13 protein-coding genes are annotated in these 15,178 nt (G+C 36.1%); 11 read left to right on the forward strand and 2 right to left on the reverse strand.

Going from position 1 to position 15,178, the window contains the following annotated elements; all coding sequences use genetic code 11:
• Positions 1-83: 83 nt before the first annotated feature.
• On the reverse strand, positions 84-956 hold the full coding sequence (locus GF867_RS03655) for a MurR/RpiR family transcriptional regulator (protein WP_153831759.1): 873 nt from the start codon (positions 954-956) through the stop codon (positions 84-86).
• 143 nt (positions 957-1,099) lie between these two features.
• Between GF867_RS03655 and gnd the strand changes: the two genes are divergently transcribed.
• From gnd to GF867_RS03710, 11 genes are all read left to right on the forward strand, one after another.
• A complete protein-coding gene (gnd, locus tag GF867_RS03660) occupies positions 1,100-2,002 on the forward strand; it encodes a phosphogluconate dehydrogenase (NAD(+)-dependent, decarboxylating) (RefSeq protein ID WP_366927741.1) in 903 nt (300 codons plus the stop codon).
• Positions 2,003-2,006: 4 nt separating this feature from the next.
• Complete coding sequence (locus GF867_RS03665) at positions 2,007-3,011, forward strand: D-isomer specific 2-hydroxyacid dehydrogenase family protein (protein ID WP_153831760.1); 1,005 nt, start codon at positions 2,007-2,009, stop codon at positions 3,009-3,011.
• 12 nt (positions 3,012-3,023) lie between these two features.
• Positions 3,024-4,136: an iron-containing alcohol dehydrogenase family protein gene (locus GF867_RS03670; RefSeq protein ID WP_153831761.1), complete on the forward strand. Its 1,113-nt coding sequence runs from the start codon at positions 3,024-3,026 to the stop codon at positions 4,134-4,136.
• Complete coding sequence (locus GF867_RS03675) at positions 4,137-4,961, forward strand: PTS mannose/fructose/sorbose/N-acetylgalactosamine transporter subunit IIC (protein ID WP_153831762.1); 825 nt, start codon at positions 4,137-4,139, stop codon at positions 4,959-4,961.
• 28 nt (positions 4,962-4,989) lie between these two features.
• Complete coding sequence (locus GF867_RS03680; protein WP_153831763.1) at positions 4,990-5,847, forward strand: PTS system mannose/fructose/sorbose family transporter subunit IID; 858 nt, start codon at positions 4,990-4,992, stop codon at positions 5,845-5,847.
• A gap of 32 nt (positions 5,848-5,879) precedes the next feature.
• On the forward strand, positions 5,880-6,386 hold the full coding sequence (locus GF867_RS03685; protein ID WP_153831764.1) for a PTS sugar transporter subunit IIB: 507 nt from the start codon (positions 5,880-5,882) through the stop codon (positions 6,384-6,386).
• Positions 6,387-6,410: 24 nt separating this feature from the next.
• Complete coding sequence (locus GF867_RS03690) at positions 6,411-7,256, forward strand: hypothetical protein (protein WP_153831765.1); 846 nt, start codon at positions 6,411-6,413, stop codon at positions 7,254-7,256.
• Entirely contained in the window at positions 7,253-7,699 is a 447-nt protein-coding gene (locus GF867_RS03695; protein WP_153831766.1) for a PTS sugar transporter subunit IIA, read from the forward strand. Before GF867_RS03690 ends, GF867_RS03695 begins: the two co-directional genes overlap by 4 nt.
• A gap of 761 nt (positions 7,700-8,460) precedes the next feature.
• Positions 8,461-10,617, forward strand: coding sequence for an alpha-galactosidase (locus GF867_RS03700; protein ID WP_153831767.1), 2,157 nt, complete (start codon positions 8,461-8,463; stop codon positions 10,615-10,617).
• Positions 10,618-10,633: 16 nt separating this feature from the next.
• On the forward strand, positions 10,634-11,206 hold the full coding sequence (locus GF867_RS03705; RefSeq protein WP_153831768.1) for a sugar O-acetyltransferase: 573 nt from the start codon (positions 10,634-10,636) through the stop codon (positions 11,204-11,206).
• Positions 11,207-11,243: 37 nt separating this feature from the next.
• Positions 11,244-14,252 (forward strand): glycoside hydrolase family 2 TIM barrel-domain containing protein, encoded by a 3,009-nt coding sequence (locus GF867_RS03710; RefSeq protein WP_153831769.1) that lies wholly within the window; start codon positions 11,244-11,246, stop codon positions 14,250-14,252.
• Positions 14,253-14,329: 77 nt separating this feature from the next.
• Here GF867_RS03710 and GF867_RS03715 read toward each other — a convergent pair whose 3' ends face one another.
• A complete protein-coding gene (locus GF867_RS03715; protein WP_172973949.1) occupies positions 14,330-15,163 on the reverse strand; it encodes an AraC family transcriptional regulator in 834 nt (277 codons plus the stop codon).
• Positions 15,164-15,178 lie beyond the last annotated feature (15 nt).

Below are 15,178 nucleotides of genomic sequence, written 5' to 3' on the forward strand. Positions count from 1 at the left end.
AGCTAATTGTTTTCCAAGTCGGTGGCCGTTTGTAAAGCCTGCCGATTTGGGTACATTTTCTGCTCAATGAGCTTTTTTTGAGTTTAATCTCCATCATATTTTGTAACGGAGAGCGCTCGTCGAATATCTAATAAAGCTTTACGGTTCTGGTCTTCACCAACATACATCATCGAAGTGTAAATAATATCAATGATTGTTAGATAAACTAAGCGTGAAGTTAACGTTTCAGAACGAAATTCTGATTCTTTTGACAGAACGACAAATGCCACATTTGCTAGTTTAACTAAAGCTGAACTTGGATCTCCAGTAAGAATAATCATTTTGACTTTGTTCTGATGAAGTATCTTAGCTACTTCAATAGTTTCTTTCGTATTACCTGAATGAGAGAAGAGTATCGCACAATCGTTTGGTCCTAACTTTGTTGCATAAGTTAATTGAATATGATAATCCTGTGCATATTGACAGTGAAAATCAGTTCTTAAAAATTTATGATAACTATCGTAAGCTACAATTGATGATGCGCCTTGTCCGAAGAAATTAATCGTGTCAGAACTAGTAAGTAACGCGATGGCTTCTTCTAACAGTGCTTCATCTAATGTCGCGATTAAATTTTCAAGTAATTCAATGTTGGTATTAACAACCTTTTGGGCCACAACGTAAGGTGTGTCATCTTTACTTATATCGGAGAAGACAACTAGCTCATTACTTCTTTCCTCAAATGTTCTAAAATTTGATGCAACGGAAATTTTAAAGTTTTGGAAGCCAGAGAAGCCAATTTTTTTAACAAACTTAAAAATAGTTGCTTCAGATAAGCCTGTTTCTTCAGATAGATTCGCTAGCGTTTTATTGACTACTTCACTACCCAGTTCAATCATATGATCGGCAATTAATGTTTCGGTACTATTTAATGATTTCCTATAAGGGAGAATCAATGTTTCTAAATAATTATATGTCATTTAATCCCTCCTGTTTTTAATAGCTTAAATAAGTTGTATTTCCTTATTATTATTATAAAAAATATTTTTTACTTTTGCAAGCCTTTACAAATAAAAAATTTTTTTGTACAATGAATATGAAATAAAAAAAGGAGGTCGTTTAAGTGAAAGTTGGAGTAATCGGATTAGGAAAGATGGGCCTAAATATTGCACTGAATTTGCTTGATCATAAAGTAGACGTTGTAGGGTTTGATGTGTTTGAGGGAGCGCGTCAATCAGCAAGCAACCAAGAGGTTCCTGTAGTGGAGTCAATTGAATCACTGTTAAGTAGTCTAGATGACAAAAAAGTAGTGTTGTTAAGTGTACCTTCAGGCGACATTACAAATGATTTAGTGGCAACTTTAGTAGATGCTTTAGATGCGGATGATATTATCGTTGACGCAGGTAACTCAAATTACAAGCATAGTTTAGCTAACTATAGTCTGGCTAAAGCTAAAGGGATTGGTTTCTTAGATTGTGGAACATCAGGTGGTATGGAAGGTGCTCGTGAAGGCGCTTGTCTTATGATTGGTGGCGATGAAGCTGTCTTTAAAGAAGTTGAATATCTATTCGATCATCTATCTACTGATAACGGCTACCTATATTCAGGAAAAGCTGGTAGTGGACATTACTTAAAAATGATTCATAACGGTATTGAATACGGAATGATGCAAGCAATTGGCGAAGGATTCGATATTTTACATGCTAGTCAATACGATTATGATTACGAACAAGTGGCTAGAGTTTGGAACCACGGTTCAGTTATTCGTTCTTGGTTAATGGAATTGGTTGAGAAAAGTTTCTCAGAAGATCCACAATTGGACGAAATCAGAGGTATTGTGGACGCAAGTGGTGAAGGTAAATGGACTGTACTCGAAGCACTAGAATTAAATGTTCCAGCACCAGTTATTACAGAATCACTCTATGCAAGAAGTGCTTCTAAAATTGATGATAGTTTCTCAGCAAAAGTTGTCGCAACGATGCGTAATCAATTCGGTGGACATGCCGTAGTTGGTAAAGGAGAGTAATAGTATGAGCAATGAACATAGAATTGCAATAGTAAACTCTAGTAGTTTCGGTAAAATATTTCCTGATCACTTAGAGCGTTTAAATAAACTTGGAGAAGTTAAAAGCTTTAACGTAGATAGTGAGATTGATGGTAAGAGCCTAGCAGAAACGCTAAATGGCTTTAATGTCATCATCTCAAGCGTAACACCATTCTTTACTCAAGAATTTTTCGAGCATAAGGATGAACTTAAATTAATTTCTAGACACGGGATTGGTTATAATAACATTGACTTGGAAGCAGCGAAAGCACATGATACAATTGTTTCGATTGTACCTGCTTTGGTGGAGCGTGATGCAGTAGCTGAAAACAATGTGACAAACCTTTTAAGTGTAATGCGTCAAACTGCACCAGCAGCCCAAAGAGTATTAGATGACAAATGGGAGGAAAGAGCAGAGTATGTAGGTCATGGCTTGAGTGGCAAAAAAGTTGGTGTAATTGGTGTTGGAAATATCGGAAGTCGTGTAGTTGAAATTTTAAATTATGGTTTCCGTTGTGAAGTGATGGCATACGACCCATATAAATCAGCAATGGAACTAGAACAATTCGGTGCACGTAAAGTCGAAGAGTTAGATGAACTATTAGAAAATGCAGATGTTATTGCATTATGCGCAAGTTTAAACGAAGGCAATTATCATATGTTATCTGAAGCGCAATTCGGTAAAATGAAGGATAATGTTTATCTATCTAATACGGCTCGCGGTGCATTGATAAAAGAAGAAGCTTTAGTAGCTGCTTTGGAATCAGGAAAAGTTGCAGGTTTTGCAACGGATGTACTGGAAGAAGAACCAGGACGCGCGAATCATCCATATTTATCATTCAAAAATGTCTTAATGACACCGCATACTTCAGCATATACAATGGAATGTTTAGAAGGAATGGGAGATAAATGTGTGACGGATTGTGAGGATATTGTTCAAGGTAAATTACCAGGTACAGCCGTTCAAGCAACGAGTCGTTACGTTAAGTAAGGAGATGTTTAGATGATAGATGCAATTAATGTTAAAGTAGGACCTCAGTTTTATCGTTATAGTGAGGGAGCGCTGGATTTGATTCCAGAACTATTCGAAGAATTTGACGTTAAACGTGTGATGGTTATACACGGAACAGTCTCTTGGGATAAGGCACAACCTTACTTAACAGCTTTAAGCAACCATTCATCCGTAGTTCATTATGAACGTTATAGTGGTGAATGTAGTTATAATGAAGGGAATCGCATCGCAACTCTAGTTAAAGAACACAATATTGATTTTATTGTTGGTGTTGGTGGAGGAAAACTGGCAGACGTTGTATTATATGCTTCGCATTTAGCAAATGTGCAATTTGGTGTTGTACCAACTTTGGCAAGTAACTGTGCAGCCTGGACACCGTTATCTGTTATGTATAAAGATAATGGTTTAGCGGAAGGGAAGACAGAACATGTAAAACGACAAGCAGCGTTTCTGCTAATGGATCCACGTTTAGTAATCGATTCGCCAATGGAATATTTCATTGCGGGTATCGCGGATACATTAGCTAAATGGTACGAGTCAGATATGATCTTAGAGCAAGAGACATTTAGTAAAGAACCTTTCCCAATGATGGCACGTCATGCAGCAAGAATGTGTAAAGACGTTATCTTGGAAGAGGCATCGAAAGCAATTGAAGATATGAATAATGAAACTGTTTCAGCTGAATTTATTCATGTTTCAGAAATTATTGTTGCGGTTGCTGGTTTAGTGGGTGGACTAGGAGATAAATATGCTCGTAATACTGCTGCACACGCAATGCATGATGCAATTTCTGCTTATTTACCAGAGGTACATAAATATTTACATGGTGAAAAAGTAGCTTACGGTATCTTTTACCAATTAGCTCTAGAAGAAAAATGGGCAGTCATTGATGAGTTGCTACCACTATATCAGGAGCTAAGCTTACCAATGTCACTTACACAAATGGGTGTTTATCCGATGGCTGACGAAACTTTAACGGATATTATCAGTTTAGTTAACGGAAAACAAAAAGTTCATTTGTTACCGATGGAAATCAATGAAACCGTATTAACCAAAGCTTTAGTCGAATTAGAAGAGTATTTAAACAATAAGGAGGTAATTTAATTGGCTACATTAACAGTATTACAAAGTTTAATCATTGCCCTTTGGGTAGCAGCAGTTATGTCGCGTTCATTCTTAGGGGGAGCAACACTAACGTTACGTTTCTCACCTTTAATGACAGGTTTAGTAGTAGGGATTGTTATGGGCGACGTTGCACAAGCAATGGTCATCACGGCATCAATTCAACTAATTTATATGGGGGTATTCTCACCAGGTGGGACAATGCCATCAGAACCATCTATCGCAGCAGCGATTGCAGTATCAGTTGCTTTATTAGGTAACTTATCGCCAGAAGCAGCGATTGCGGTAGCAGTACCAGTAGGATTATTAGGATCTTATTTATACCAATTCCGTTTCTTCTTAAACACATTTATCGGAAAACGTACAGATACAGCGGTTGAAAACTTAGATCATGCAGGTATTACTCGTACAGTTATTTGGTATCCAACATTAGCATCATTCTTATTATTCGTACCATTAGTATTCGTTGCTTTATACTGGGGAGCTCCGGTTATCGCTGACGTAATTGCAGCATTAGAAGGTACTGTAGTGATTCATATCTTAGAAGTAGTAGGTGGCGGTTTAGCAGCGATTGGTATCGCAACTACTATTTATGTAATTGGACGTAAAGAATACTTAATTTTCTTCTTATTAGCTTATTTCTTAAGTGTAATTTTTGCAAGCTTAGGCGTAACAATGGTTACTTATGCTATTTTAGGAACTTTAATTGCAGCAATGTTTGTATTAGCGACATCTAACTCGAATAACGCTTCACCTGCAACAACAGGTAGTGTGGACTTTGACGACGATGACGATGATGACTTCTAATTAGCCAATACGAAAGGAGAAATTTATAATGACAGAACATAACTTAAATCCAAAATTAGCACCAGAAGAAATTACAATTAAAGATGTTAGTAAAGCTTATTTAAGATGGCACTTTGCTAACGAGATTCCTCACTCTTTTGAACGTTACTTAGCTCCATCTCTTTTATGGGCTTTGATGCCAATCTTAAGAAAATTGTACAAAGACGATGATCGTTTGCGTGCAGCTTACGAAAGACAATTACTTTTCTTTAACACTCAATTAACTTGGGGTGGGGGAGTTATTACAGGTTTAATGTCTTCAATGGAACAAGAACGTGCCCGTCAAGAGTACAATGATGAAGAAATTACTATGTCAGATGATTTAATGTATAACACTAAAGCTGGTTTAATGGGAGCTTTAGCTGGTATCGGTGACTCGATTGACTCTGGTACAGTTCAATATATCTTTATTGCGATTGCTGTTCCTTGGGCACAAAATGGTAACCCAATGGGTGCTTTATTCCCATTCATCGGTTTCGCATTGTATCAAGTGTTAATCGGTTTGTTCTTTGCACGCCAAGGTTTCACAATGGGTCGTAACGCAACTGGTTTAATGCAAAGTTCAGGTGTTAAAAACATCATTGAATTGTTATCAATCTTAGGTATGTTTATGATGGGTGTATTAGCTGGTAACTACGTTAAAGTATCTTCAAGTTTAGCGTTTGATATTTCAGGACGTCCATTCGTATTACAAGAAACATTAGATACTATTATGCCAGGTCTTTTACCGTTAGCGGTTGTTTTAGGTGTGTATTACTATTACACTAAGAAAGGGCTTAAAGTTACTCGTGCTTTAGTTGGGTTAACAATTGTTTTAGCCGTATTAGCAGGTGTAGGAATCTTATAGTTCCAATTTTTAATTAAGAAAGGTGATTTATAATGGGAGTAGTAAACTTAGCTCGTGTAGACGAGAGATTAATCCACGGTCAGGTAATGATGACCTTATCTAAACGTAATGGAGTTGACTCAATCTTTGTAGTTGATGACGTTGTGGCAAAAGATAAATTTATGAAAGATTTATACAAGAGTGCAGGTAGTAGAACAGGTCAAAAAACTATCGTAATGACACTAGATAAATGTAAGTACTACTGGGATGAGTTTGAATTCAAAAACTATAGTGCAATCGTTATTGCAAAAACAGTAGGTCATTTCTACGAATTAGTTAAACATGGTGTGCCAATTAAAGAATTAAATATTGGTGGAATTGCTCAAAAAGATCAAGAAAAAGATCTTTTAGTGACAAAATCTGTTTACTTAAACAAAGAAGATGCATTGAAATTAAAAGAAATGAACGAGCAATATGGTGTAGAGAATATTTACTTCCAGGCAACACCATCAGCACCAAGCACAAGCTTGAAAGATGTACTAGCTAAATTTGATTTATAATTTTTAGAATGAAGGAATGAGAGAATGAATCAACAACAATTAATTAAAGATTGGTACATTCGGTATCATTCAATATTTAAAACTCGTTATACAGTAAAGCGTAAAGATAAGTTTCTACAAAGTTTAGAAGCTGATGTTAAACAATTTCGTAGCGATACGAAAGTCGATCATTTCAAATTCTATGAAAAAAGTGCGACTGAATATCGTAATTTGTATATCGGGAATATCAAAAAAGCTAAAGTAGTGTTTAGTACATATTACGACACGCCAAGTGCTCATATTGATGCATATAAGTTTTTCGATATAGAATCACGAAAGCGTAATAAAACTAAATTGATTTTAGTTAGTTCGTTGTTATATTTATTAGTAGGTCTTGCGATAACATTGTTTATCGCAATGCCTATTTTTAAAAATTATGACACATTTAGTTGGCAGTTTATTTCGATGATAGTTGGTATTGTAGTGTATTTCTTCTTCTTGGGGAAGATAACTCAAGGGTGGCCAAGTCGTCATAATTTGGTTCAGAATACATCTTCTTTACTTGCATTGTTATTGGCAATTAGTTCAATGAGAAAAAATAAGCAAGTAGCTTATGCGTTTTTAGATGCTGGTTGCTTGAATAATGGTGGTCTGGATCGTTTGCGTGAAGAGACTTCAGCGAAGATTTATCATTTAGATAGTATTGGTTCGACTCAAGAACTCCATTTATTATCTACCCATGATGCTTTGTACCATTTAATTAGTGCAGAAAAAATAGAAGCGAATTATCAATTATCCAAACAAGACTTAAATTCACAGCAATTAAATGAAGCGAATATGAATCAAGTTTTAGCGATTATAGAACAAGTATCTAAGGAGGTTTCTAGATGATTGGAATTATCATAGCAACACACGGTAAGATGAGTGACGGCATTAAAGATGCTGCTGAATTAATTATTGGTGGGACTGATAAAATTGAAACATTGAACCTATTCCATGGTGATGATGTCTCAGAATTAGGGAATCAGTTAACGGATGCCATTAATAAAGTTGATGAAGGTAATGGTACTATTATTTTCGCTGACTTATTTGGTGCAAGTCCATATAACCAATCAATGCTTGCAATTAACAATTTACCAGCAGATAAGAAAGACAATGTATATGTAATCACAGGCGTAAACTTGCCAATGATTCTCGTTGCATTAACACAAAATATGGTCGGAGCTTCGATTGAAGATGCTGTAGCAGCTATCTTAGAAGAGGCTGGCAACAGTATGGTTGTTTGGCCAAGCAAGGACAACGATGACGAAGACGATGATGAAGAAGATTTCTAATGATTAAGATAAGAGTTACTGATGTGCGTTTAATCGCAGTCAGTAGCTTTTTTTTATAATATAAGGTTTTATAAGTTTTATGTTGATTTATCAAGCTTTATACTACGTTCAGCTTATTGTTTTCCAATGCGGAGGTCGCTTTCAAAGCCTCACTGACGTTCGTGCTTTTCTAGCTCAATCGGCTAGGGTGTGTCTAATTCGCTGCGCTCAAAGTCACACCAAGCTACGCCGATTGCCCTTTGTACCGCTATGGAAAACAATTAGCTGATCTACGTTAAATATTCCAACAAAAGTAAAGCGATATAATCAAATTATACTGATAAACAGAATTTAAAGGCCTCGGACAAAGTCCGAGGTTTTTTTATTGCTTCACTCAGCGAAGTGTTTTCCAAGGAGGTGGTCGCTTTTAAAGGCACACTGAAGTTCGCTCTTTTCCAGTTCTATCGGCTAGCTTCTGTCTAATTCGATTTGGTCATAATTAAAGCAAGCTACTAATATTAGTAGCGATGGTTGCCTTTTGTAACGCTTCGGTAAATTAAAAAATGAACTGAGCGAGGTGATTACAATAGGATTCTTGAATTGTAATCTCAAGGAAAAAGCTTAACAAATAAAAACCACTTCGGATTTAGTTCGAGGTATTATAATATAAACTTTTACGAATCGTATGTCAAAATGTTGCATAAAATCTCGGAAAGAGTTCACATAAATCCATTTAGAAACAAAATTGAATGCGTTATCATTAAGAGGAAAGGGGCGAGATGATGTCAATTTATAAAAGCGATCAGCTATTTTATCTACATGCCAAAGATTTAACAATGATTATCGAAGAACAATATGGTTATTTGTTCTTAAAGTATATTGGAAAGAAAGTTAAGCGTTATCACGGATCTAATGCTGTTATACAAAAAGATCATGCCTTTTCAGGCAATCCTTTCCCTGAAAGAAGAGAGTTCTCTCTTGATACTCAAAGAATGTTGTTAGGACAACATGGCTTAGGGGATTTTCGTCAACCATCCATTCGTATTCAGCATGATAATAATGAAGTAACGGATTTTAGATATGTATCTTATGAAATTAATCAAGGTGTAAGAAATGCTAAAGGCTTACCTTCTCCCTACGCTAAAGAGAGTGAAGCGACGACCTTAACCTTGAACTTAAAAGATGAAGTTGCACAATTGGAACTAAAACTCCACTATACCGTATATAAAAATAGCAATACGATTACAAGTTTTTCTGAAGTGTCGAACTTAAATGCTGAAGATGTGGTAATTCATCAACAACATAGCTTAATGCTTGACTTACCCAAAAATGATTATGACTTAATTTCATTTCAAGGAGCGTATGCACGCGAGAAAACGGTAAGAAGACATTCGCTTAACCAAGGGATTTTTAAAGTAAATTCAAATAGAGGAGCATCAGGTCATGGACAAACACCAGCTGCCATTTTAGTTGATCAAGAGACAACGGACGACGCTGGTAATGCGTTATCGATTCAACTAATGTACAGTGGAAATTTTGAAATAGTGTGCCAGCAAAGCCAGCTTAACGATTTACGATTAGCAATTGGTATAAATTCAGAAAATTTCCAATGGAAACTTGCAGAAGGTGAGTGCTTTACGAGTCCTGTTGCTGTCATCAACTACTCAGATAAAGGACTTAATCAATTGAGTCAAACGAGTCACTCATTTATACGTCAACACATAATCCCAGATACATTTTCTGAACAAGAACGCCCGATATTAATTAATAACTGGGAGGCAACGTATTTTGATTTTAATCGCGATAAGTTACTCACGATCGCTGATCGAGCAAGTGAGCTAGGTATTGAATTGTTTGTTTTAGATGATGGTTGGTTTGGCCAGAGATCGGATGACAATAGCTCTTTAGGTGATTGGCAAGTAAACGAAGAGAAGATTCAAGGTTCATTGTCAGAACTGATTGCAGCGGTCAAAGCAAGAAATCTTAAGTTTGGAATTTGGATTGAACCCGAAATGATCTCGGAGAATAGCGATTTGTATCGCACTCATCCAGAATGGACAATTCAGTTACCTAACCGAGCACATACTTATTCACGTAATCAATTAGTATTGAACTACGCCAATCCAGAAGTTGTCACTTATATGAAGGAATTATTTGATAATTTGTTATCGCAACACGATATTGACTATGTTAAATGGGATATGAACCGTAATTTAACAAACATTGGAAATGGTGATGATTACTTAGAAACAATGATGCAGTCACATCGTTATCAGTTAGGTGTTTATGAATTAGCAGATTATTTAACAAGTCGTCATCCTCAGATTCTGTTTGAAAGTTGTTCTGGTGGTGGAGGGCGAAATGATTTAGGCATGATGCGTTACTTCCCACAAGTTTGGTCAAGTGATAATACTGATGCGATTAGCCGTCTACAAATCCAACATGGTAGTAGCTACTTACATCCTGTTATCTCGATGGGAGCTCACGTTTCAGCTGTGCCTAATCATCAAATGAATCGTATAACTGATTTAAAAACTCGTGGTGATGTCGCAATGATGGGGAATTTAGGCTATGAGCTAGATTTGGACATCTTAACACAAGACGAAAAGAAAGAAGTTAAAGAACAAGTTGGTCGGTATAAAATGTTACGTCCAATTGTCCAATTCGGTCAACAATATCGTTTGATGCATACGAGTAACGAAACGGCTGTTCAATTCAATTACGATAATCAAACCGTCATGACATATGTGAGAGTGTTATCGACCTATGAAGATATGGAAACAACCATAAAAATGAAACATTTAGAAGAAGATGCATTATATCGATTAGAAGATAGCAACCAAGTCTATTCAGGGGCTGAATTAATGTATGCAGGACTTACAATGGATGTTCCGAAAGGTGACTTCCAAAGTCTTCAGTTTTTATTCACTAAAATTTAAGAAGGAGCTAGAGTTAATGGATATTTTTAAAAAAATGAAATCCGGTGAAATGTACAATTCTGCTGAACCAGAATTATTAGAAATACAAGCTAAAGCTAATCAGCGAGTGTTTGATTATAATCACACGCCTCTATATGAAAAAGAAAAGAAACAAGCATTACTGAAAGATATATTTGCGTCAGTTGGTGAAAACGTTCATATTGAAACACCATTTAATGCTAATTGGGGCATTAATACGAGTCTCGGTAAGAATTTTTATGCAAATTTCAATATGAGCTTAGTTGATGATACGGATATTATAATTGGTGACTATGTAAAATTTGGCCCGAACTGTGTTTTAACGACAGCTAGTCATCCGATTGATCCTGAATTACGCAAGCAAGCCTATCAGTTTAATCGACCGATTGTGATCGCAGATAATGTTTGGCTTGGGTCAAATGTAGTTGTTTTTGGTGGGGTAAGCATTGGTGAGAATAGTGTGATTGGTGCAGGTAGTATTGTGACAAGAGACGTTCCAGCTAATGTAGTGGCTTACGGGAATCCGTGTCAGGTGATTCGTTCGGTGAACGAGCGCGAATTTGAAGATTAATGACAAAATATTAATGCAAAAAAGAAGGAGCAAATAAATGATTATTCCAAATTATTTTGAAGATTTAAATACTTTCCATGTTAATACGTTGCCTCGTCGTAATTACTATGTCCCTTATACTAATTTAGAAGCTGCGCAAACAAAGCAAAATCGTAGAGAGTCTGAAGTCTATACTGATTTAAATGGGACGTGGGATTTCCATTATTTTGATAATGTGCGTTTGATTGAAAACGAATATTGGCTAGCTTCTCAAGCAGCTGAATTAGATTATGATCAAATTACTGTTCCGAGTTGTTGGCAATTACAAGGTTATGGTCAAATTCAATATACAAATACTGAGTATCCAATTCCATATGATCCGCCTTATGTTCCGTATGATAATCCTGCTGGCTTATATCGCCGTAATTTATCAATTGATGAGTTAACGCCAGGAGAAAGTATTCATTTAAACTTTGAAGGTGTTGATTCAGCTTTCTATGTATGGGTTAACGATCAATTTATTGGGTATTCGCAAATTTCACACGCAAATCATGAGTTCGATATTACCGAAGCACTTCATGTTGGAAACAATCAACTTTCTGTATTGGTTATTCAATGGAGTGACGGAACATACTTCGAAGACCAAGATAAGTACCGTTATAGTGGTATTTACCGCGATGTTTATTTATTAAAACGACAAGCACAGCGATTAAATCATTTCAGAGTTAAACCAGATGTTGCAGCTAATTTACAGACAGCAAGTATTGCTTTAGAAGTTTTAGATGCAGTGGATACCAATGAAATAACCGTTAACCTCTGGTCTCCTGAAGGTGTACTATTGAATGAAACGAAACACGCGATTAAAGACGAGATTGTTTTTGAAATTGAGCAACCAGCATTGTGGGATGCGGAACATCCAAACTTATATTTATTAGTGATTCAAGCTGGAAATGAGTTTTATCGCCAAGAAGTTGGGTTACGACGCGTAGAAATAAAAGATAAACAGTTGTACGTTAACCATCAATCGATTAAATTAGTCGGTGTCAACCATCATGATACGAATCCAAATACGGGAGCGACAGTCACAATTGCTGATCAGATTCATGATTTAGAGCAAATGAAATTGTACAACTTTAACTCGATTCGTACAGCTCATTATCCTAAGACTGCAGAATTTTATGAGTTAACAGACCGTATGGGCTTCTATGTGATGAGTGAAGCAGATGTTGAGACGCATGGAGTAGTTGATTTATATGGAGTAGGTGGCAATGACAACTATAACTTAATCGCAGATGACCCACAATTTACGGCTAGCTTTGTCGATCGTATGGATGCAAGTATCGTTCCGTTTTATAATTATTCATCTATTATTATGTGGTCAGCTGGAAATGAATCTGGTTATGGATGCGGTATTGAGGAAATGTTGCGTCATGCTAGAGGTCTTGATTCAATTCGTCCATTACATTATGAAGCTTATTGGTACCGTGATCGTTCAATTGATTTTAATGATGAGTTTATTGATATGTATAGTCGCATGTATCCTTCTGTTGATGAGATTGAAGAACTATATTTTAAAGATGGTATTGATCGTCCATTTATTTTATGTGAATACATTCATGCAATGGGGAATGGGCCTGGTGACATTAAAGAATACTATGACTACATGATGTCGAAACCTGAATTTATTGGTGCATTTGTTTGGGAATGGGCTGATCACTCTGTAAACTTAACAAGAGGTACTAATGAAGATCCGGTCTATCGTTACGGAGGAGACCACGGGGAATATCCGCATGCTGGCAACTTCTGTATGGATGGTTTAGTCTATCCAGATCGTACACCACATACAGCGGTACTTGAGCATCGTCAAATCTTTAGACGCATTCTATTGACTGCATATGAATTAGATACGTTAAGTTTCACATTTAAAAACTTATATGATTTCAGTAATGCAAGTGAAAAAGTACAGTTATCAGTTGAATATTACGATGTGCGAGGTCGTTTGCTCGAAACTAAAGTACTTTCTGATTTTGATGTAGCACCACAAGGAGAAACAACCATTATATTGGAAATTCCAGCTCACTTATCGGATAAGGTCGCAAGCATTCGTTTTGTTACATCAATGGTCAATCAACCTGGTTTTGAAGGGCGTGAATTAGGTTTCGATCAAGTTATTCTGAAGGAATTTGAAACTGATTTAACATCTGTTCCGTCAATTAAAGCGATTAAAGTTGAAGAAACTTTAGGTGAATATATCGTAACAATTGGTACAGATATCGTGAAATTTAGTAAACGTAATGGTGCAATTAGTCAAATTAACCGTAATGGACGTGATTTATTAGTTCAACCAGGAGAGTGGTCAATTTGGAGAGCGCCAATTGATAACGACCGCAACATTAAGAAAGAATGGTATCAAGCTAATTACGATCGCGCACAAACTCGAGTTCATTATTCTGATTATGTTGACCACATGGATGCACACATCATTACATTTAGAGGAGTTATTAACTCAGTAGCAAGACAAGACATTGTTAAGTTTGAAGTAAAATGGTTTGTTAAGCAAGATGGATCAATTTATCTAGATTTAGAAGCTGAGAAAAATCCGTTAATGCCATTCTTGCCTCGTTTCGGTATGAAATTACCGTTAATTTCTGAGTTTGATCAAGTATCTTATTATGGAAACGGACCATTTGAAAGTTATGAAGATAAACACTATGCTAGCTATTTAGGTCACTTTGAAGGGAAAGTTGCTGATTTCTATGAGCCTTATGTTACACCTCAAGAAAATGGTAGCCATAACTTCGTCAAAAATCTAATAGTAGCAAGTCAAAGTGAAAAGCTAGGATTCACAAGTGAAATGAGTTTCTCATTTAACGTTTCGAATTATTCTGTAGAGCAATTGACAGAAGTAATGCATAGAGACTTATTAGAAATTGAAGATGTAACTTATTTACATTTAGACGTTAAACAGAGCGGTTTAGGTAGTAATGCGTGTGGACCAGTCTTACATGAGAACTATCAATTTAATGACCCACAATTCATCTTTGGGTTAGGTATCTTTTTGATATAACAGACTAGTAAACATAAAAGACCGAAGCGAAATTTTCGCTTCGGCTTTTTATGTTTAATCGACATAAAAATTTGAAATCATTCGTGTTCAGTTGTCATTTCTCGATAACGCGTCGGACTCATACCAAACTCTTTTTTAAAGTTTTTAGAAAACAGTAGCTGGTTTTCATATCCCACGCCGTAAGCAACTTCATTAATCGTCTGGCTCGTGTTTTTGAGGAGTTTTTTGGCTGTTTGAAGGCGTTTCTCTTGTAAAAACTCTTGAGGCGACAATTCATATTTATGCTTAAATAAGCGATAAAGATAACTTCGACTAATGCCGATATAGTTTGCGACATCGGTGATGGTCATTCTTTTTGTATAATTTGATTGAATATAATCGAACGCAATTTCTTCGTAACTACGTTGAGGTAGTTCTAAAGAATAATCTTTATCACGGAATTCTTTCGATAAAATCCATAGTAGTTCGTAAACTTTGAATTTATACCAGACGGTATTGCTCGAAGAATCTTGATTATTTTTAGTGAAATGACAAATTTCCATAATAATACTTGCTGCTTGGCTATTATCCGGATACTTAAGCACAACTGAATCTTTAATCGTTGTTAAACTAATGTAGCTTTTCAAATGACGACCACTTAAACCTACCCAATAGTATTTCCATGGATTCTCTTTGTCGCCATAATAGGTTACTTTAGTCCCACGGCGTACGATAAAGCCTTCTCCAGCAGACAGTGTATAACGCTCATTATTAATCTCATAATAGCCTGTACCGGATTCAATATAATGAAGTACAAAATTTTTATAAGTAATGTAAGCGTAGGCTTGATTTGGGAAGAATTGTTGGATACCGCATTCGTCCAGACTAATATCATGATCATTTTTTTCGAAATATTTCCAAAGCTCTTTCATAGATATCTCCATTCT

Origin of the sequence: Fundicoccus ignavus, from assembly GCF_009659375.1 — a bacterium.
In the GTDB taxonomy this organism is placed as follows: domain Bacteria; phylum Bacillota; class Bacilli; order Lactobacillales; family Aerococcaceae; genus Fundicoccus; species Fundicoccus ignavus.